Source organism: Halomonas litopenaei, from assembly GCF_003045775.1.
Classification (GTDB): Bacteria; Pseudomonadota; Gammaproteobacteria; order Pseudomonadales; family Halomonadaceae; genus Halomonas; species Halomonas litopenaei.
On record NZ_PXNS01000003.1, the window covers coordinates 48,161 to 67,004 of the forward strand.

Annotated in this window: 16 protein-coding genes; 8 read left to right on the plus strand and 8 right to left on the minus strand. The window is 64.8% G+C overall.

What is annotated here, in order from left to right:
* Positions 1–152 precede the first annotated feature (152 nt).
* From C6W88_RS05360 to C6W88_RS05395, 8 genes are all read left to right on the plus strand, one after another.
* The gene (locus C6W88_RS05360; RefSeq protein WP_108131775.1) at positions 153–1,238 is read left to right on the plus strand and encodes a LacI family DNA-binding transcriptional regulator; all 1,086 of its coding nucleotides are present in this window, start codon (positions 153–155) and stop codon (positions 1,236–1,238) included.
* Positions 1,235–2,206, plus strand: coding sequence for a sugar kinase (locus tag C6W88_RS05365; protein ID WP_108131776.1), 972 nt, complete (start codon positions 1,235–1,237; stop codon positions 2,204–2,206). Before C6W88_RS05360 ends, C6W88_RS05365 begins: the two co-directional genes overlap by 4 nt.
* Positions 2,207–2,325: 119 nt before the next feature.
* A complete protein-coding gene (locus C6W88_RS05370; protein WP_108131777.1) occupies positions 2,326–3,303 on the plus strand; it encodes a 2-hydroxyacid dehydrogenase in 978 nt (325 codons plus the stop codon).
* 71 nt (positions 3,304–3,374) lie between these two features.
* On the plus strand, positions 3,375–4,388 hold the full coding sequence (locus C6W88_RS05375) for a TRAP transporter substrate-binding protein (RefSeq protein ID WP_108131778.1): 1,014 nt from the start codon (positions 3,375–3,377) through the stop codon (positions 4,386–4,388).
* Positions 4,389–4,442: 54 nt separating this feature from the next.
* The gene (locus tag C6W88_RS05380) at positions 4,443–5,048 is read left to right on the plus strand and encodes a TRAP transporter small permease (RefSeq protein WP_108131779.1); all 606 of its coding nucleotides are present in this window, start codon (positions 4,443–4,445) and stop codon (positions 5,046–5,048) included.
* Entirely contained in the window at positions 5,045–6,352 is a 1,308-nt protein-coding gene (locus C6W88_RS05385; protein ID WP_108131780.1) for a TRAP transporter large permease, read from the plus strand. Before C6W88_RS05380 ends, C6W88_RS05385 begins: the two co-directional genes overlap by 4 nt.
* Before the next feature lie 58 nt (positions 6,353–6,410).
* Positions 6,411–7,118, plus strand: a complete 708-nt coding sequence (locus C6W88_RS05390; RefSeq protein ID WP_108131781.1) for an HAD family hydrolase — start codon at positions 6,411–6,413, stop codon at positions 7,116–7,118.
* A gap of 241 nt (positions 7,119–7,359) precedes the next feature.
* Positions 7,360–8,535 carry an acetyl-CoA C-acetyltransferase gene (locus C6W88_RS05395; RefSeq protein WP_108131782.1) on the plus strand — a complete coding sequence of 392 codons (1,176 nt, stop codon included), beginning with the start codon at positions 7,360–7,362 and terminating at the stop codon, positions 8,533–8,535.
* Positions 8,536–8,698: 163 nt separating this feature from the next.
* Here the strand turns inward: C6W88_RS05395 and C6W88_RS05400 are convergent, their stop codons facing one another.
* The 8 genes from C6W88_RS05400 to infB all read right to left on the minus strand — a co-directional run bounded on the left by C6W88_RS05400 (position 8,699) and on the right by infB (position 18,823).
* On the minus strand, positions 8,699–10,243 hold the full coding sequence (locus C6W88_RS05400; RefSeq protein ID WP_108131783.1) for a sodium:solute symporter family protein: 1,545 nt from the start codon (positions 10,241–10,243) through the stop codon (positions 8,699–8,701).
* A complete protein-coding gene (locus C6W88_RS05405; RefSeq protein WP_181248653.1) occupies positions 10,236–10,538 on the minus strand; it encodes a hypothetical protein in 303 nt (100 codons plus the stop codon). Before C6W88_RS05405 ends, C6W88_RS05400 begins: the two co-directional genes overlap by 8 nt.
* A gap of 115 nt (positions 10,539–10,653) precedes the next feature.
* Positions 10,654–11,886, minus strand: a complete 1,233-nt coding sequence (locus C6W88_RS05410; RefSeq protein ID WP_108131784.1) for an MFS transporter — start codon at positions 11,884–11,886, stop codon at positions 10,654–10,656.
* Positions 11,887–11,995: 109 nt separating this feature from the next.
* Positions 11,996–14,128 carry a polyribonucleotide nucleotidyltransferase gene (gene pnp, locus C6W88_RS05415; protein ID WP_108131785.1) on the minus strand — a complete coding sequence of 711 codons (2,133 nt, stop codon included), beginning with the start codon at positions 14,126–14,128 and terminating at the stop codon, positions 11,996–11,998.
* A 406-nt stretch (positions 14,129–14,534) separates the two neighbouring features.
* On the minus strand, positions 14,535–14,804 hold the full coding sequence (gene rpsO, locus C6W88_RS05420) for a 30S ribosomal protein S15 (RefSeq protein WP_045992264.1): 270 nt from the start codon (positions 14,802–14,804) through the stop codon (positions 14,535–14,537).
* A gap of 90 nt (positions 14,805–14,894) precedes the next feature.
* Entirely contained in the window at positions 14,895–15,848 is a 954-nt protein-coding gene (truB, locus tag C6W88_RS05425; RefSeq protein ID WP_108131786.1) for a tRNA pseudouridine(55) synthase TruB, read from the minus strand.
* Positions 15,848–16,264 carry a 30S ribosome-binding factor RbfA gene (gene rbfA / locus C6W88_RS05430; protein ID WP_108131787.1) on the minus strand — a complete coding sequence of 139 codons (417 nt, stop codon included), beginning with the start codon at positions 16,262–16,264 and terminating at the stop codon, positions 15,848–15,850. Before rbfA ends, truB begins: the two co-directional genes overlap by 1 nt.
* Before the next feature lie 21 nt (positions 16,265–16,285).
* A complete protein-coding gene (gene infB, locus C6W88_RS05435; RefSeq protein WP_045992267.1) occupies positions 16,286–18,823 on the minus strand; it encodes a translation initiation factor IF-2 in 2,538 nt (845 codons plus the stop codon).
* Positions 18,824–18,844 lie beyond the last annotated feature (21 nt).

Here is an 18,844-nt window from a genome sequence, read left to right on the forward strand (position 1 = left end):
TTAGCGCCTAAGCTTGTCAGCCAATGGGAACGTTCCCATACGGACTTCTCGACGTCCTGCCGTTGTCGCATCACCTGGCCTGCTCACCTCGACAGGGCTCGCCAGCGTCGCCCTTGTAAACGGACGATGCCATCTTATCCAAGAGCCGCCCCATGAATGACCGCCGTCGACCCGCCACCATCCTCGAAGTCGCCCGCCAGGCTGGCGTCTCCAAGACCAGCGTCTCGCGCTACTACAGCGGTGAACGAGAACGGCTGTCCGGGGCCATGCGCGAGCGTATCGTCGCTGCCGCCACTGCGCTGGGCTACCAGCCCAATCCCATGGCCCGGGGCCTCAAGGGAGGCCCCTCCGGCCTGGTCGGCATGCTGGTGGCCGATATCCGCAATCCTTTTTCGGTGGCGATCATGCATGGCGTCGAACAGGCCTGTCGTCAGGCGGGACTGTCGTTGATGGTGTGCAACAGCGATAACGACCTCGAGCAGGAGCGCCAGCAGCTGGCGCTGCTGTCGTCCTACCGTATCGAGGGCCTGGTGGTAAACGCGACCGGCCGCCACAGCGACGCCCTCGCCCAGCTGGCCGACAGCGGCACGCCGTTGGTACTGCTCGATCGCAGCCTCGCCGACGTCCATGCCGACGAGGTAGGGCTCGACAACGACGCCGCCATCGACATGGCCATCGCGCACTTGCGCGAACAGGGCTACGGGCGCCTGTTGTTCATTACCGAACCGCCGGCCCAGGCCAGCTCTCGTCAAGCTCGTCTGGAGCGCTTCAACCAGCGCTGCCGTGACGGCTCGCTATCCGGCGACACCCTGGTCATCGAGCTTGGCGATCGCCAACGCCTGGACCAGGCATTGGCTCGATTTGTCGATAGCGCAGGCGATTCCCGCCCGGCGATCCTCTGCGCCAATGGCCAGGTAACCCTGGCACTGACCCGACGCATGAAGGCCCTCGGCTACCTCCTGGGAGAGATCGGGCTGATGGGCATCGACGAGCTAGAGTGGTGTGACCTGACCGAACCGGGCATCACCACCCTTGCCCAGCCCACCGGTGCCATCGGTCAGGCCGCCGTCGACTGCCTGCGCGCCCGTGCCGTCGGGCCTCGGCAGGCGCCGCAGCGTGCGACCTTCGCCCCGACGCTGACGGCAAGGGGCTCCACCCAGCCCGCTGCCACCCCTTCCGCCACTGCGGAGCCTTCCTCAGTGTCCTCTTCGTCTTCCACCTCAGAGACCTCCTCATGAACCAGAACACTCCTGACATCCTTACCTTCGGCGAGGCCATGACGCTGTTCGCCGCCGACGCCCCTGGCGACCTGGCCGAGGTCGAGCGCTTTTCGCGCAGCTGTGCCGGCGCCGACACCAACGTGGCCATCGGCCTGTCACGGCTGGGCTTCAAGGTGGGCTGGCTCAGTCGGGTCGGCGAAGACTGTTTTGGCCGCTACCTGCGTGCGAGCCTGGAGCGCGAAGGCCTCGACTGTCGCCACCTGATCACCGACGCCGAGCACGCCACCGGTCTGGTGTTCAAGGAGCGCGCGGTGGGCGGCGCGGATCCCCGAGTCGAATACCGTCGCCACAACAGCGCCGCCAGCAAGCTGTCGCCGGCCGACGCCCAGGACGTCGACTTCAGCACCCTGCGCCATCTGCACGCAACCGGCATCCCGCCTGCGTTGTCCGCCAGCTGCCGTGAACTCTCGCAGTTTCTGCTCGAAAAGGCCCGCCAGCATGGCACCAGCGTGTCCTTCGATCCCAACCTGCGTCCGACCCTGTGGGCCAGCGAAAGCGAGATGCGCGACACCCTCAACGGCCTGGCCGCCCAGGCCAACTGGGTGCTGCCCGGTCTGTCCGAGGGCCAGTTGCTGACCGGCCAGACCAGCGCCCACGATATCGCCGGCTTCTACCTGGATCAGGGTGCAGATGCCGTGGTGATCAAGCTAGGCCCGGAGGGCAGCTACTATCGCGGCACCCTGACAGGGCAAGACGAAGCCTTCACCGTGGCCGGCGTCCCGGTGGAGACGGTGGTTGATACCGTCGGCGCCGGGGATGGCTTCGCCGTGGGCTTCGTCAGCGCCATGCTCGATGGTCTCGATCCACACCAGGCGCTCAAGCGCGCCAACCTTATCGGCGCCGAGCAGGTCCAGGTACCGGGCGACATGGAAGGACTCCCCGACCGCGAGCGCCTGGACCAACTGGAAGCCGCAACCGCGGCCTGACGCGCCGACTGCCGAAGGCCCCCTTGCCTTCGGCAGACGTCACCCGACGCGGCCCCCGGCTGCCCCATGCCGAAAAGGACGGCCGGCAACCCACCGCACCACAACGACAAGAGCACCCCATGACCAAACGCATCCTGGTATTTCGCGAGATCAACCAAGAGCAGCTCGACGCCCTGCGCGAGGAGTTCCACGTGGACTACCTGCCGGGCGTCTCGCATACCGAGGACCCGGCCTTTGTCGACGCCCTGTCACGGGCTCATGGCCTGGTTGGTTCAAGCCTCAAGATCACCTCCTCGCTGCTCGACAGGGCGCCGAACCTCGAGGCTATCGCCAGTATTTCGGTGGGCTACGACAACTATCCCCTCGACGAGCTGACCCGCCGCGGCATCCTGTTGTGCAACACCCCTGACGTCTTGACCGAGACCACCGCCGATACGGGCTTTCTGCTGATCATGAGCACCGCACGGCGAGCCGTCGAACTGGCCGAGCTGGTCAAGCAAGGCAACTGGAAGGAAAGCATCGGCAAGCCGCTCTATGGCAGCGACGTCCACGGCAAGACCCTGGGCATGGTCGGCATGGGCCGCATCGGCGCCGCCATCGCCCGCCGCGGCGCCCTGGGCTTCGGCATGAAGATCCTCTATACCAAGGCCTCACCCAAGCCTGAGCTCGAGCGAGAACTCGGCGCCCAGCGACGCGAGCTGGAAGAGCTGCTCGAGCAGGCCGATTTCGTCTGCGTCACGGTGCCGCTCTCCCGCGAGACCGAAAAGCTCTTTGGCGCCGCCGAGTTCCAGCGCATGAAGCCCGGCGCCATCTTCGTCAACCTGGCCCGTGGCAAGGTGGTAGACGAAGCCGCCATGATCGCGGCGCTGCAAGACGGCACCCTGCACGCCGCCGGCCTCGACGTCTACGAGCAGGAGCCGCTGCCCGCAGATTCACCGCTGCCGCACATGGCCAATGTGGTCGCCCTGCCCCATATCGGCTCGGCCACCCACGAGACGCGTACCGCCATGGCCCAGCGCGCGGTGGACAATATCCGCCTGGCGCTCAAGGGCGAACGCCCGTTGAGTCCAGTCAACGACGAAGTGCTGAACGACTGAAGATCCATGGGGTGGCCGGCCCCATCCCCTGAATCGGCCAACGCCTGACAACACAATAAATCGAGGTTTACATGACTCATACCCCCAAGCCCCTTTCCCGCACCTCCATTGCGCGCCTCGGCCACGGTCTGCTGGTCGGCGCTACCCTGTTCGCCGGGCTCGGCCTCGGTGCCAGCGCCCAAGCCTTCGATCTGCGCTTCGGTCACGGCGGCACCGAGGACACTGCCTACCATCTCGGTGCCACCCGCTTTAAGGAACTGCTCGAACAGTCCGACACCGACCTCGGAGTGCAGATCATGGGCAACTCCGTGCTCGGGCACGAGACAGAAATGTTCGAGCAGCAGATGGCGGGTGCCCTCGACATGTCGATCATCAACCCGGGATTGATCACCGACTTCTCGGATACCGCCAACGTCTTTTCCATTCCCTTCCTGTACCGCGACCAGGAGCACTGGCAAACCGTGCTCGACGGTGAGGTTGGCCGTGAGATTGCCGACCAGATCACCGCCGAGACCGGAGTCAAGGTGCTGGCATTCTTCGGCGGTGGCAAGCGCCAGATCGTCTCCAGTCGGGCACTCGACAGCCTCGAAGATCTCGAGGGCATGAAGCTTCGCACCAACCCCACCAAGCCGCTGATCACCGCCTGGTCTGCCCTCGGCACCGAGCCCACCGTGATGGCCTGGAAGGAAATCTATACCGGCCTGCAACTGGGCGCCATCGATGGCCTGCTCAACGAGGCGGAGTGGATCCACCGTATGCGCTTCCATGAGGTGGCGCCGCACATCGGCCTTTCCGAACACGACATCACCGTGCGCCTGCTGACCATGTCCGAGATGACCTGGGACCGGCTGGACGAAGCGCAACAGGAGGCGGTCATGGATGCGGCTTACCAGGCCGCAAGCTATGCCCGCGGGGTACAGCTCGATCAGGACTCCGAGGCGCTCGACCTGCTGGTCGAAGAAGGTGCGACCCTGCATGAACTCGACCGCGAGAAGATGCAGGAAATCGTCAGTGAGCCGCTGGCCGAGGTGATCGAGGAGATGGGCCTGACCGAGCTGCATCAAATGATCGTCAACGCCGAGTAACCTCCCCCCCGCACCGGGGCAAGCCCCGGTGCCTACCTTCAAGAGGATGAGACCATGAGGCTCTTCCTGAACGTGCTCTCGCGCGCGAATCGCGCGCTCGAGAAACTACTGCACTGGATATTGCTGGCGTTGCTGTTCGGTTTTATCGCCATGATCATCTACCAGATCGTCAGCCGGAACCTGCCGCTGCTGCCACGCCTTTACTGGACCGAAGAATTCAGCCGGTTTGCCTTCCAGTGGATGATCATGCTGGGAACCGCCATCGGCGTGCTTCACGCCGACCACTTCGTACTCGAGGCCTTTCCCCGTGGCACTCGTGCCGATCGCCTAACCCGCTGGATCCGTGACCTGGCATGCCTTGCAGTCGGTGTCATCTTCGTCGTGTATGGCCAGGAATTCGCCGCCTCAGGCCTGCGCCGCAGCGCTACCGCCTCGGGGCTTTCAATGATCTTCGTCTATTCGGCCTTTATGGTCTGTGGCCTGTTCATTGTGCTATTCGCACTTGAGCGTCTGGCCCGGGCCGTGCTCGACGGCCTTGATGCCATGGAAGCCGCCATGAACACGCCAGATCCCGTGCAGGAGGCCATCGCGGCCCAGCAAGAACACCATCTCGACCTGGATGCGCCTCAACAGAGTACCGGCGCCGGGAGGCCATCATGATCTCCATGGATGCCATCTTTATCCTGCCATGGCTGCTGTTTGGCCTGCTCGGCGTGCTTATCGTTGTTGGTGTACCCATCGCCATGGCCCTGGTGCTGACCGCAGTAGGCATGGTCATCCTCGATCCTCGCCTGACCTACTGGGTCATGTTCCAGCGCATGTACAACGGCATGGACTCCTTTGTGCTGCTGGCTGTGCCGTTGTTCCTGCTGGCCGGCAATCTGATGAACGCCGCACGCATCACCGACCGCCTGATCACTCTTTGCATGCGTCTCGTCGGTCACGTCAAGGGGGCGCTTGCCCACGTCAACGTCATGGTCAGCATGCTGTTCGCCGGCGTGTCGGGTTCGTCCACCGCCGACAGTGCCGGTGTCGGTACCGTGCTGATCCCGGCCATGCAGCGTGAAGGCTACCCCACGCACTTCGCTGTGGCCGTGACCGCCGCATCCTCAGTCATGGGCATCATCATTCCTCCATCGATCAACATGATCGTATGGGGCGCCCTGACCAATACTTCCATCGCCGGGCTCTTCTTGGGCGGGATTCTTCCGGGGGTAATGATTGGCGTCGCCCAGTTGCTGATGAACATGGGCTACGTGCGGCGCTACCAGGTGCCGGTACGCCCCCGAGCCAGCTGGCGCCAACTGGCCAGCTCCAGCAAGGACGGACTACTCGCCGCAGGCATCCCGGTGGTGATCATCGGCGGTATTACCCTGGGTATCGTAACCCCCACCGAAGCGGCGGTAATCGCCGTGCTTTACGCTCTGATACTGGGTTTCATCGTTTACCGGGAGCTGAGCTTTCGCCAGGTTCTCGATGCCTCGACCGATACCGTGCGGTTGTGCTCGCTCTCGCTCTTCAGTCTGGTGGGCGCGGCCATCTTCGGCTATCTAATCAGCTTCTATCAGATCCCGCCCAAGTTGATGGAAGGCGTCAACATCACCAACCCGGTGACCCTGTTGATCATCATGACGCTGGTGATGCTGCTCATCGGCACCTTCATGGATTCGCTGCCCGCCATGGCCATCATGGCACCGATCTTCCAGCCGCTGGCGATGCAGGCCGGGGTGCATCCGGTGCAATTCGGTGTCATCGGCGTCATGGCGCTGGGGCTCGGCCTCATTACGCCGCCCTATGGACTCTGCCTGATGATTTCCGCCAAGATCGGAGGCATTCCGCTGCTGAAAGCGCTCGCCACCACCCTGCTGTATCTAGCGGTAATGCTGGCAGTGATTCTGCTGCTGATCGTCTTTCCCGACATCGTTCTGGCAATCCCGCGCCTGATCGCGCCGGATTTCGTCTGATCATCATCCGCCGCGACCGTCCCCACGGTCGCGGCCTTCCTCCTTTTCTGAGGTATCCATGTCCGACACCACCGCCCCCCTCTGCCTGCTGTTCGACTCCGACGGCACCCTGGTCGACAGCGAGCCGCTGCTCGCCCGGGCCATGGCCGAGACCTTCCCCGACTTCGGCCTGCCGTTCACGCCCGAGCAGTACATGGAGGAGTTTCGCGGCGTGCGCTTTCTCGACATCGTGCTCGAACTCGAGCAACGCTTCGGCGCCCTCGATGACGCCCGGCGCGACGTCATGGAGGATCGCCTGCGGGACAATATGGCCGCGCGCATGAAGGCCGAGCTGACCCCGGTTCCGGGCATCCCGGAAGCCCTTGCAGCGCTTTCCGGCCACCCCAAGGCGGTGGCCTCCAACGGTCCGCTGGCCAAGATCCGCCTGGCCATGGCAACCAGTGGACTGGCGCCGCACTTCGGCGACAACCTCTACAGCGCCTACGAGTTGCAGGTGTGGAAGCCGGACCCCGGGTTGTATCTCGCCGCCGCCGAAGGCATGGGCGCCGAACCGGAGAACTGCGTGGTGATCGACGACGCTGCGGTAGGGGTGGAAGCCGGACTCAAGGCCGGCATGCAGGTCATCCACATCAACCACTTTCCCGACGAGGAGCATACCCCGGAGGGCGCCATCGCCATCACCCACGCCAGCGAACTGGTGACGGCCATCGAGCGCTTGAACCTGGAGCGCCGAGGGCATGGGCGGAGCGTCGCCGCCACCGAGTGACCGGGCCAGGGCCCTGCGAGACACTCGTCCAGGCCCCCCCAGGCCAACCGGAGGTCTTTTCGCCACTCTTTGCTACTTTAGCGAGCGTCGGTGCTCTATGCGCGATTGACCACAACGGCTCGCGAATTGATCTTGATCGCTATACTAAAGTCCCCCGTCGAAACCGGGCATACAGGGATTGCCGCGTTGCACAAGGCTCCCTATGCTGACGGGACAGCCCCTTAAAGTCAGGAGACACTCCATGCAAGAAGTGGTGATCGTTGCTGCACGCCGTACCGCCGTTGGCGCCTTCGGTGGCTCCCTCGCCGGCATTCCCGCCAGCGACCTTGGCGCCGCCGTGATCAAGGACGTGCTGGCACAGACCGGCGTCAAGCCGGAACAGGTCGACGAGGTCCTGCTGGGGCAGGTGCTGACCGCAGGTGTCGGCCAGAACCCCGCCCGTCAGGCGTCCATCAAGGCAGGCCTGCCCGACGCCGTGCCCGCCATGACCATCAACAAGGTCTGCGGCTCCGGCCTCAAGGCCCTGCATCTGGGCGCCCAGGCGATCATGCTCGGCGACGCCGAGGTGATCATCGCCGGCGGTCAGGAAAACATGTCGGCTTCCCCGCACGTGCTGCCCAATTCACGCAACGGCCAGCGCATGGGTGACTGGAAGGCCATCGATACCATGGTCCATGACGGCCTGTGGGACGCCTTCAACAACTACCATATGGGCATCACCGCCGAGAACCTCGGCGAGAAGTACGGTGTCACCCGCGAGGAGATGGACGCCTTCGCCGCCGCCTCCCAGCAGAAGGCCGCCGCCGCGATCAAGGAAGGCCGCTTCAAGGGCCAGATCGTGCCGATCGAGATTCCCCAGCGCAAGGGCGACCCGGTGGTCTTCGACACCGACGAGAACCCGCGCGAAGTGTCCGCAGAAAAACTCGGCACCATGCGTCCGGCGTTCAAGAAGGACGGCAGCGTGACCGCCGGCAACGCCTCCTCGCTCAACGATGGCGCCGCCGTGGTCATGCTGTGCTCCGCCGAAAAGGCCAAGGAGCTCGGCCTGGAGCCGCTGGCACGCATCAAGGCCTACGCCAACGCCGGCGTCGACCCGGCGATCATGGGCATCGGCCCGGCCCCGGCCACCCGCCGCTGCCTCGAGAAAGCCGGCTGGAGCATCGATGAGCTGGATCTGGTCGAGGCCAACGAGGCCTTCGCCGCCCAGGCCATCTCGGTCAACAAGGAACTCGGCTGGGATACCGACAAGATCAACGTCAACGGCGGTGCCATCGCCCTTGGCCACCCGATCGGCGCCTCCGGCTGCCGCGTGCTGGTGACCCTGGTCCACGAGATGATCGCCCGCGACGCCAAGAAGGGCCTTGCTACCCTGTGTATCGGTGGCGGTCAGGGCGTGGCGCTCGCCATCGAGCGCTGATCGGCGTCACGACGCAAGAGGGCGCTGACCGACAGGCCCTCGCCAATCAAGCACTTGCGAAGTAAGCACCGCCCAGATAGGCCCCTGCCCAGCAGGGGCCTTTTTCATGCCACGTTGAGCGGCCCCCCCAGGACGCACTCGCTGTCGCCTCGGGCGCCAGGGATCACACCCCGTTGTCTACCGCCCGTTGCCTACTGTTCGACAGTTCTTGAGGCTCATCCCGGGGGGCGCTCCACCGCTTCTGGGACCAGGCCGGGGCCGCCAGTCGGAAGAAGCGCTCGACCACCGATTCATCGGTGGGGGCGCTTGCAAGACTCGTCACGACGAACACCGGCAGGTTGACCAACAGCCCCCAGAAGCCGGCATGGATGCCCAGCGGATGCGGCCACAGGGTGATGCAGGCCACCGTCACCACAAAGCCCGCGAGGATGCCGGCGGTCACGCCGCGAGCGTTGGCCCGGGGCCAGAAGAACATGCCGATGAAGGCTGGCAGCACCTGGGAGGCGAAGCCGAGACCGATCAGCAGGATCATCACCAAGCTCCCCGGCTCGGCGATCGCCAGCGGCGCAATCACCAACGCCATCAAGGGCACGATCAAGCGCTTGGCCCAGCGCCCGGCACGCTCATCGCTGAAGCCGGCCCAGGGCCCTATCACGTCGCGGCTGAGGCTCAGCGCCACCGAGTGGATAAAGGGCTCGGACGAGGACATCGAGGCGGCCAGGGTGCCGGCGCCGAGCAACCCCACCAGCAGCACTGGCAAGTTGGCCATGGCGTACTCGAGCACCACGGTATCGGCACGCTCGAGCCCCGGCAGGGCGAAGACGCCGATAAAGCCCACCGTGACCAGCGGCAGGATCACCAGATAGTAGCTGGGCAGCCAGGTGGCGGAGAGCCGCAGGGTGCGCGCCGAGGTAGCGCTCATCCACTGGGTCCACACCGGCGGCATGAACGACAGCATCGAGACGATGATCGAGGTGGTCCAGAAGGCAAAGCTCATGTCGCCACCGGCGCCGGGAAGGGTCAGAAACGCCGGGCGCTCGGCGAGGGCCTGACGGTACACCTCGTCAAATCCCCACTGACCGGTGGCGCTGTGGGTGGCCCACAGACCGACGGACCAGGCCACCGCGAACATCAATATGCCCTGGAAGACGTTGGTACGACCGATGGCCCGCTGTCCGCGCAGGGTGAGATAGACCGCAATGGCGCCCAGCACGATCACCACCCCCAGCCAGATCGGGATGCGCCCACCACTCATCACGTTGAGGATGTAGGCCGAGCCGATGGTCTGCAGCACCGCGTAGGCCAAGGAGCCGATCGCCATCACCAGCGCCGCCAGCGCACCGAGCCCCGGGCTCTGGTAACGATCGGCGATGGCACTGGCCTGGGTAACATGGCCGAAGTGGGCACCGAAGGCCCACACCCGGGGGCCGAAGTACCAGGCCACCAGTGCCAGATAGCCCAGGTAGACCACCACGTAGAACACCGGCACGCCCTTGGCGTAGGCCCAGCCCGGCGCCCCCATGAAGGTGTAGGCACTGACGCTGCCGGCGGCGATCAACAGATACAGCGTCACCGGGCCCATGCTGCGCCCGGCCACGCCCCACTCCTCCAGCGCGTTCGACGAGCGCTCGGCGCGACCACCCAGGCCGATGACCAGGGCCAGCAGGACGTAGCCAAGGGTCAGACTCAGCGGCAACCACTCACTCATCGTCGACCTCGCCCTCTCCCACCTTTCCAATCCTTGCGTGCGTATCGCCATTGCCAGCTTGCTCGCCGGCTTCGTCCTGACCTCGATGGAGCAGACGGTTGCCCAGCAGCATCGTCAGCGTACAGCCGACCAGGATCAGGTAGCTCCAGGCCACCAGCGCCGGCAGGCCCAGCACCAGCCGCGCTTGATTGACCAGCGCGATCACGGGCCAGATACCCGCAGCAAAGACGGCGACGGCCGCCACCAGCACCAGCCAGCCACGCAGGCTCGCTGGCACAACAAGGGAAGAAGACATCGAGGCTCCTCGACTCACGGTAAGTCCATCATCAAACAACAAGAACGAAAGCGAGCCGAGGTTACCCTCTGCCACGACTCGCCATAAGGGCTGACGCCCTGCGCCATGCCCGGGATCAAGTCCGCGAAGACGTCCCGGGCGGCCTGGTTTCCTGCCGGCTGACCACCCGCGCAGGGGTCACGGCGATCAGCAGCGCCGCCGCCACGAACAGCCCTCCCGCCGCCAGCAGCACCGCCGATAGCCCGAGCGCATCCACCACCTGGCCGCCGGACAGGGCGCCGAGGCCGATCGACAGGTTGAACACGAAGGCCATCATGGCGGTGGCCGCCTCGGGATTGGTGGCCGAGCGCAGGATCCAGGTCTGCAGGCTGACTGAGATACCGCCGAACACCAGCCCCCACAGCATCAGCAACACCGTGGCGCTGAACGGGCGGATACCCAGCCAGGGAAAGGCCAGGGTCGTGGCCGCCAGCACCAAGGGTATCAGCAGCACCGTGAGGTAGGGCCGGCGACCGGCGAGGCTACCGGCAATGAAGTTGCCGGCGAGCCCCGCCGCGCCGAACAGCAGCAGCAGGCGAGAGACATCGCCCAGCGCTACCCCGCCAAGACGCTGCAGGATCGGGCTGACGAAGGTGTAGGCGCCAAAATGGCCGACCACGATAAGCGCGGTCGCCAGGGCGCCGATGCACACGCCGGGCACTCTGAGCTGGCCACCAAGACTCGCCAGTCGTACCGGCTTGCGGGCGGGCAGGCTCGGCAACAGGTGCCACAGCCCGATGCACACCACCACACTCAGCCCGCCAAGAGCGGCGAAGGCGGTGCGCCAGTCACTGACGTCGCCCAGCCAGGTCCCCGCCGGCACCCCCAGCACCGTAGCCGCGGCGACGCCGCTGAAGATCAGCGACATCGCCCGCGGTACCTGCTCAAGCGCCACCAGTCTGCCGGCGAGTCCGCCGGCGATGGCCCAGAAGCCACCGATGCAGCAGCCGATCAGCACCCGGGTGGCCAGCAGCCAGCCAAAGCTGTCCATCAACGCACCGAGGACACTGGCCAGGGCCATCAGGGCCATCAGCCCGGTCAGCAGGTAGCGACGATCGAGGCGCCCCACCGCCACCGGCAACAGCGGCGCGGCGAACGCCGCCACGACGCCGGGCACGGTGATCATCAAACCCGCCTTGCCCTCGCTGACGTCCAGCGAGGAAGCGAGCTGGGACAACAGCCCGATGGGGAGCTGCTCGGCGGTCACCAGCAGAAAGATGCCGGCCATCACACTGACCACGGCCCACCAGTCGCGGCGACGGGTGGTGGCCTTGGCGGGCGCGGCCGAAGAGGAATCGAGTTGCGTCATGTCCATCTCATTACCGCCCGGTGATCGCGCCGACAGGCCGAGATCAGCGGGACACACACAAAAACGCCCCCGTGGCGTCAGCGACGGGGGCGTCAGACACCGAGTGCGATCAGATCTCGGTTTCGGCTTCCTCGGCTTCGAAGGCAGCCTTCTCTTCTTCGGTCATTTCCTTGATCGTCAGCTTGACGCGATTGCGGTTGTCGATGTCGAGCACCTTGACCACGATCTCGTCACCCTCATTGAGGTAGTCACGCACGTCATTGACGCGCTCGGGCACGATCTGGGAGATGTGCACCAGGCCGTCGGTACCCGGCATGATGTTGACGAAGGCGCCGAAGTCGGCGATACGCACCACCTTGCCACGGTACAGCTTGCCGATTTCCGCCTCGGCGGTGATCGCCAGCACGGTATCGATGGCCTTCTTGGCGGCCTTCTTGTCCTCGGCGTAGATGCGCACGGTGCCGTCGTCGTCCAGATCGATGGAGGCGCCGGTGTCGTCGCAGATCTTGCGGATGGTGGCGCCACCCTTGCCGATGACGTCGCGGATCTTGTCCGGGTCGATCTTGATGGTGGCCATGGAGGGCGCGTTGTCGGAGACCTCGGCACGGCTCTCGGCGATCACGGTGTTCATCTGCTCGAGGATGCTGATGCGCGCCTCATGGGCCTGGTTCAGGGCCGTTTCCATGATCTGCTCATCGATACCCTCGATCTTGATGTCCATCTGCAGGGCGGTGACACCCTCGGCGCTGCCGGCCACCTTGAAGTCCATGTCGCCGAGGTGATCCTCGTCGCCGAGGATGTCGGTCAGCACGGCGTAGCCGTCAGCGTCCTTGACCAGGCCCATGGCGATACCCGCTACCGGTGCCTTGATCGGCACGCCGGCGTCCATCAGTGCCAGCGAGGTGCCGCAGACAGAGGCCATGGAGCTGGAGCCGTTGGACTCGGTGATCTCGGAGACCACGCGAATGGTGTAGGGGAAGTCCTCTTCCGCCGGCAGCATGGCCTGGACACCACGACGGGCCAGACGACCGTGGCCGATCTCGCGACGCTTGGGACCGCCCATGAAGCCGGCCTCGCCCACCGAGTACGGAGGGAAGTTGTAGTGCAGCAGGAAGCGGTCCTTGCGCTCGCCTTCCAGCGACTCGATCAGCTGGGAGTCACGCAGGGTGCCCAGGGTCGCGACCACCACCGCCTGGGTCTCGCCACGGGTGAAGATGGCGCTGCCGTGGGTCTTGGGCAGGGTACCGGCCTCGATGGCCAGCGGACGCACGGTCTTGTGGTCGCGGCCGTCGATACGCGGCTCACCCTTGATCACGCGGGCACGTACCACACGCTTCTCGAGACCGGCGAAGGCGCCTTCGACCTCGGAGGCCTCGAACTTGCCATCTTCGTCACCGGCCAGCTTCTCGACGGCCTCGGCCTTGAGTGCGGACAGGGCATCCTGGCGCTGCATCTTGTCGGTGATGCGGTAGGCTTCGCCGACCTTGGCTTCGAAGCCCTGGGCCAGGGCTTCCTTGAGCGCGGTATTCTCGGCGGCGGGCTGCCACTCCCACTTGGCCTTGCCGGCCTCGGCGGTCAGCTCGTTGATCGCCTGGATGACGGTCTGCATCTCCTGGTGGCCGAACAGCACGGCGCCCAGCATCTCGTCCTCGAGCAGCTCTTCGGCCTCGGACTCGACCATCAGCACGGCCTTCTCGGTACCGGCCACGACCATGTTCAGCTCGGAGCCGCCGAGCTCCTCGACGGTCGGGTTGAGGAAGTAGCCACGCTCTTCATTGAAGCCCACACGAGCGGCGCCGATGGGACCATTGAAGGGCACGCCGGAAATCGCCAGCGCCGCCGAGGTGCCGATCATCGCGGCGATGTCCGGATCGTGGTTGCGATCGGTGGACAGCACGGTACAGATGACCTGGACTTCGTTCATGAAGCCCTTGGGGAACAGCGGACGGATCGGACGGTCGATCAGTCGCGAGGTGAGGGTTTCCTTCTCGGTGGGACGCCCTTCACGCTTGAAGAAGCCGCCGGGAATCTTGCCGACCGCGTAGGTCTTTTCCTGGTAGTGGACAGACAACGGGAAGAAAGGCTGGCTCGGGTTGGCCTCCTTTCTGGCTACCACGGTGCACAGCACCACGGTGTCGTCCATGGTGACCATCACGGCACCGGTGGCCTGGCGGGCGATGCGCCCGGTTTCCAGGGTGACGGTGCTGCGACCGTACTGAAACGTCTTCTTGACCGGATTCACGGCGACTTCCTTTACTTTTCGATGTTTGGGTCGTTTTTGACTCGGCGACTATTTTAGGGGGTCAAGCCCGTGAGGGCCACCACAAAGGTCAAGGGAGTTTCAAGTGGCCGCCGCTGCCTGCCGCGACCGCGCACAACGCTGTACCACCAACGACAACGGGCAGCCCCGTGGGGCTGCCCGTTATCTGACACCGCTTCCCGAAGGAAGCCTTGTCGCGCTTGCTGCAAATACGTCTTAGCGACGCAGACCCAGACGCTGGATCAGGGACTTTGAAAAGCCTCGAAGCCCTGACGCCCAGGTCTTTGCAAGCGCCTTGCGTCTTGGCGACGCAGACCCGGACGCTGGATCAGGGACTTTGAAAAGCCTCGAAGTCCTGACGCCCAGGTCTTTGCAAGCGCCTTGCGTCTTAGCGACGCAGACCCAGACGCTGGATCAGGGACTGATAGCGCTCGAAGTCCTTGCGCTTGAGATAGTCAAGCAGCTTGCGGCGCTGGTTGACCATGCGGATCAGGCCACGACGGGAGTGGTGATCCTGCTTGTTGGTCTTGAAGTGATCCTGCAGGCCGTTGATGTTGGCGCTGAGCAGGGCCACCTGAACCTCGGGGGAACCGGTGTCGCTGTCACCACGGCCGTATTCGTTGACGATTTCGGCCTTCTGTTCGGCGGTAAGTGCCATCTGTCTCTCCAGTAAGCAATATGCCTGAATGATGAATGTCGGAGACCACGCATATTTGCAGTCTCCAGCTGCCGCAACCCCTTGAGGGGGTCAGTCTTGCCCTGAGCCCGCGACGAACGTGCTCAGAAGGCGCCGGGGCACGATATCCCCGGTAGGCTCGACCAGACCGAGACCGATAAAGGACTCACCCTGATAGAGGCGATACAACGACTCCTCGGCCATGGCCGAATCGCCGCCCTCGAGCTCACCGCGTGCCGGGCGTCCAAAGCGCAGGGCCTGGACACCTGCCTCACTGAGGCGATGAGCCGGGAGGTGTTGAAGCAGACTGTCGATCGGTGCCAGGCGCGCTTGGCGCTGGCCGTCGACCTGGGCCTCGAGCGTGTCGAAATCGACCATGCCGTCGGCATCGAAGGGGCCGGTCTTCAGCCGTCTGAGCTGCGAGATATGCCCTTCGCAACCCAGCGCCTTGGCCATGTCCTCGGCCAGCGTACGCACATAGGTGCCTTTGCTGACCCGGACCTCCAGGTCGAATCCTGGGGACTCGCCCTCGAGGCTGGCGGAAAGTAGCCGAGCATCATACACCCTTATCCGCCGGGTTGCACGATCTACGCTTTTGCCCTCTCGCGCCAGTTCGTAGAGCTTGCGCCCCTGGTGCTTGAGCGCGGAATACATCGGCGGCAGTTGATCCTGCTCGCCGATGAAATTCGCCACTACCGACGCGACGTCGCTGTGCTCCAGCGCCGGCACCGGCGCCTCGGCGATGACCTCGCCTTCGGCGTCACCGGTATCGGTGCTCTGCCCGAGCTCGACCCGGGTGCGGTACACCTTGTCGGCTTCGAGCAGCTGGTTGGAAAACTTGGTGGCCTCGCCGAACAGCACCGGCAGAAGACCTGTCGCCATGGGATCCAGGGTACCGGTATGACCGGCCTTCTGGGCCTGGTACAGGCGCCTCGCCCGCTGCAGTGCAAAGTTGCTGGACATGCCCTTGGGCTTGTCCAGCAGCAGTACACCATCGATCGGCAGTCCTCGACGACGACGGGCCATCAGTCCTTGGCCCCGTCCTCGCCGCTGTCGTTCTCGTCATCCCCCTCGGGTTGGCGAGAGCGATCGCTGGCCACCGCCTCTTCGATCAGCGATGACAGGTGCTGACCACGCACCACGCTTTCGTCATAGTGAAAGCGCAGTTCCGGCACGTGACGCAGCTTGATGCGACGCGCCACCTGGCTACGCAGGAAACCGCCGGCGCGCTTGAGCACCTTGAGGTTTTCCTTGATCCGTTCCGGGTCCTGCTCACCCAGCAGGGTGATGTGGACATCGGCGTAGCCGAGGTCACGACTGACCTCGACCCCGCTCACGGTGACCATCCCCAGGCGCGGGTCCTTGACCTCGCGCTGGATCAGGACCGCCAGCTCCTTCTGGAGCTGGTCGGCCACTCGGTCGGTACGCTTGAATTCGCGCATGGATGACGACTCCTCGAACGCTTACAGCGTGCGCTCGACCTTGACCTGGTCAAAGACCTCGATCTTGTCGTTGACCTGGACATCGTTGTAGTTCTTCACCCCGATGCCACACTCCATGCCGTTGCGCACTTCCTGGACGTCGTCCTTGAAGCGGCGCAGCGACTCGAGCTCGCCTTCGTAGATGACCACGTTGTCGCGCAGTACGCGGATCTTCTTGTTACGGAAGACCGTACCCTCGACCACCATGCAGCCAGCCACGGCACCGATCTTGGGTGCGCGGAAGACGTCACGGACCTCGGCGATACCGACGATCTCTTCCTTCCACTCGGGCTCGAGCATGCCGCTCATGGCCTGCTTGACCTCGTCGATCAGGTGGTAGATGACGCTGTAGTAGCGCAGCTCCAGACCTTCACGCTCGATGATCTCGCGGGCGGCCGCATCGGCACGCACGTTGAAGCCGACCACGATGGCCTCACTGGCCAGTGCCAGGTTGGCATCGGTACCGGTGATACCGCCAACGCCGGAGGACACCACGGACACCTGCACCTCGTCGGTGGACAGCTCCTCGAGGGCGCCCTTGATCGCTTCCAGGGAACCCTGGACGTCGGCCTTGAGCACGATGTTGACCTTGGCGGCCTCGCTCTGGCCCATCTGGGAGAACATGTTCTCCAGCTTGGCCTTCTGCTGGCGTGCCAGGCGAATCTCGCGGTACTTGCCCTGGCGGAAGTTGGCGACTTCACGCGCCTTCTTCTCGTCGGCCACGACCATGAAGTCGTCACCGGCTTCCGGGGTGCCATCGAGACCCTGAATCTCCACCGGCATGGCGGGACCCACGGCGTCGACCTGCTTGCCGAGTTCATTGGTCAGGGCACGCACACGGCCGTAGTGCAGACCGGCCAGTACGATGTCGCCCTTCTTCAGGGTACCGTTCTGGACCAGCACGGTGGCTACCGGGCCACGGCCCTTGTCGAGGCGAGACTCGACCACCACACCCTTGCCGGGCGCGCTCGGTACCGCCTTGAGCTCGAGCACCTCGGAGACCAGGTGAACGGCTTCCAGCAGCTCCTCGATGCCTTCGCCAGACTTGGCGGAGACGTGGACGAACTGGGTGTCGCCACCCCACTCCTCGGAGATCACGCCGTGCTGGGACAGCTCATTCTTGACCCGGTCGGGATCGGCTTCCGGCTTGTCGATCTTGTTGACCGCGACCACCATCGGCACTTCGGCAGCCTTGGAGTGCTCCACCGCCTCGATGGTCTGGGGCATGACGCCATCGTCGGCCGCCACCACCAGGATGACCACGTCGGTGGCCTTGGCACCACGGGCACGCATGGCGGTAAACGCCGCGTGACCAGGGGTGTCGAGGAAGGTCACACCGTCGCTGTCGTCCTCGACGTGGTAGGCACCGATGTGCTGGGTGATACCGCCGGCTTCACCGGTGGCCACCTTGGCACGACGAATGTAGTCGAGCAGCGAGGTCTTGCCGTGGTCGACGTGACCCATGACCGTGACCACCGGAGAGCGGGTGATTTCCTCGCCCTCGTAGGAGATGGCTTCGAGCACTTCGGTCTCGAGGGCATCGTCCTTGACCAGCTTGGGCGTGTGGCCCATTTCTTCCACCACGATAGCCGCAGTGTCCTGGTCGATGGTCTGGTTGATGGTCACCGCAGCGCCCATGGTGAACATGGCCTTGATGACCTCGTTGGCCTTGATCGACATCTTGTCGGCCAGTTCGGCCACCGAGATGGACTCGGGAATCGAGACCTCACGCACGATCGGCTGGGTCGGCTTCTGGAAGCCATGCTTGCCGTTGCCCTGGCTGCCGCCACGACGGCTGCCACGGCGCTCGGCGCGCTTGGCCTTCTTGCCACCGCCACGACGACGCTCTTCGCGGTCGCTGCGATCGTCGTCGTCACGCTCGCCACGGCCTTTCTTGCCGGTCTTGGCGGCGGCCTTCTTGACGGCGGCACGACGCACGTCGCCACGACCTTCCTTGGGCGGCGCCGGCGGCTCGTCGCCAGCCGGAGCAGAGGTGTCGAGCTCGGGCACCGGAATGTCGGGCACGACGGCGGCCTCTTCGGCCTCGCGCTTGGCCTTGGCGGCCTGCTCGGCGTCCTGGCTCGCCTTCTGCTCGGCGCGCTGCTTGGCTTCTTCGGCCTCCTGAGCCTCGCGACGTGCACGGGAATCGGCCATGTCGCCGACCAGCTGACGCGGACCGTGGTCCTCCACCGGCGCCGGGGCTTCTTCCTGGGCCTCGTCACGCTTGACGTAGGTGCGCTTCTTGCGGACCTGGACCTCGATGGTCTTGCCGCGCTCGCTGGTCTTGATCTTGCTGCGCGTCTTGCGGGTCAGGGTGATGCGATTGCGCGCAGCCGCGCCCACACCGCTGCCACCGCCATGGCTCTTGGTCAGAAAGTCCAACAGCTTGCGCTTGTCTTCCTCGGACACGGCGTCGGCTTCCGACTTGTGCTCGAGTCCGGCTTCTTTCATCTGTTCCAGCAGACGGGGCACTTCACGCCCCACCTTCGCTGCAAAATCCTTAACGGTCATCTCTGACATTACGACCCTCCTCAGCCCGTG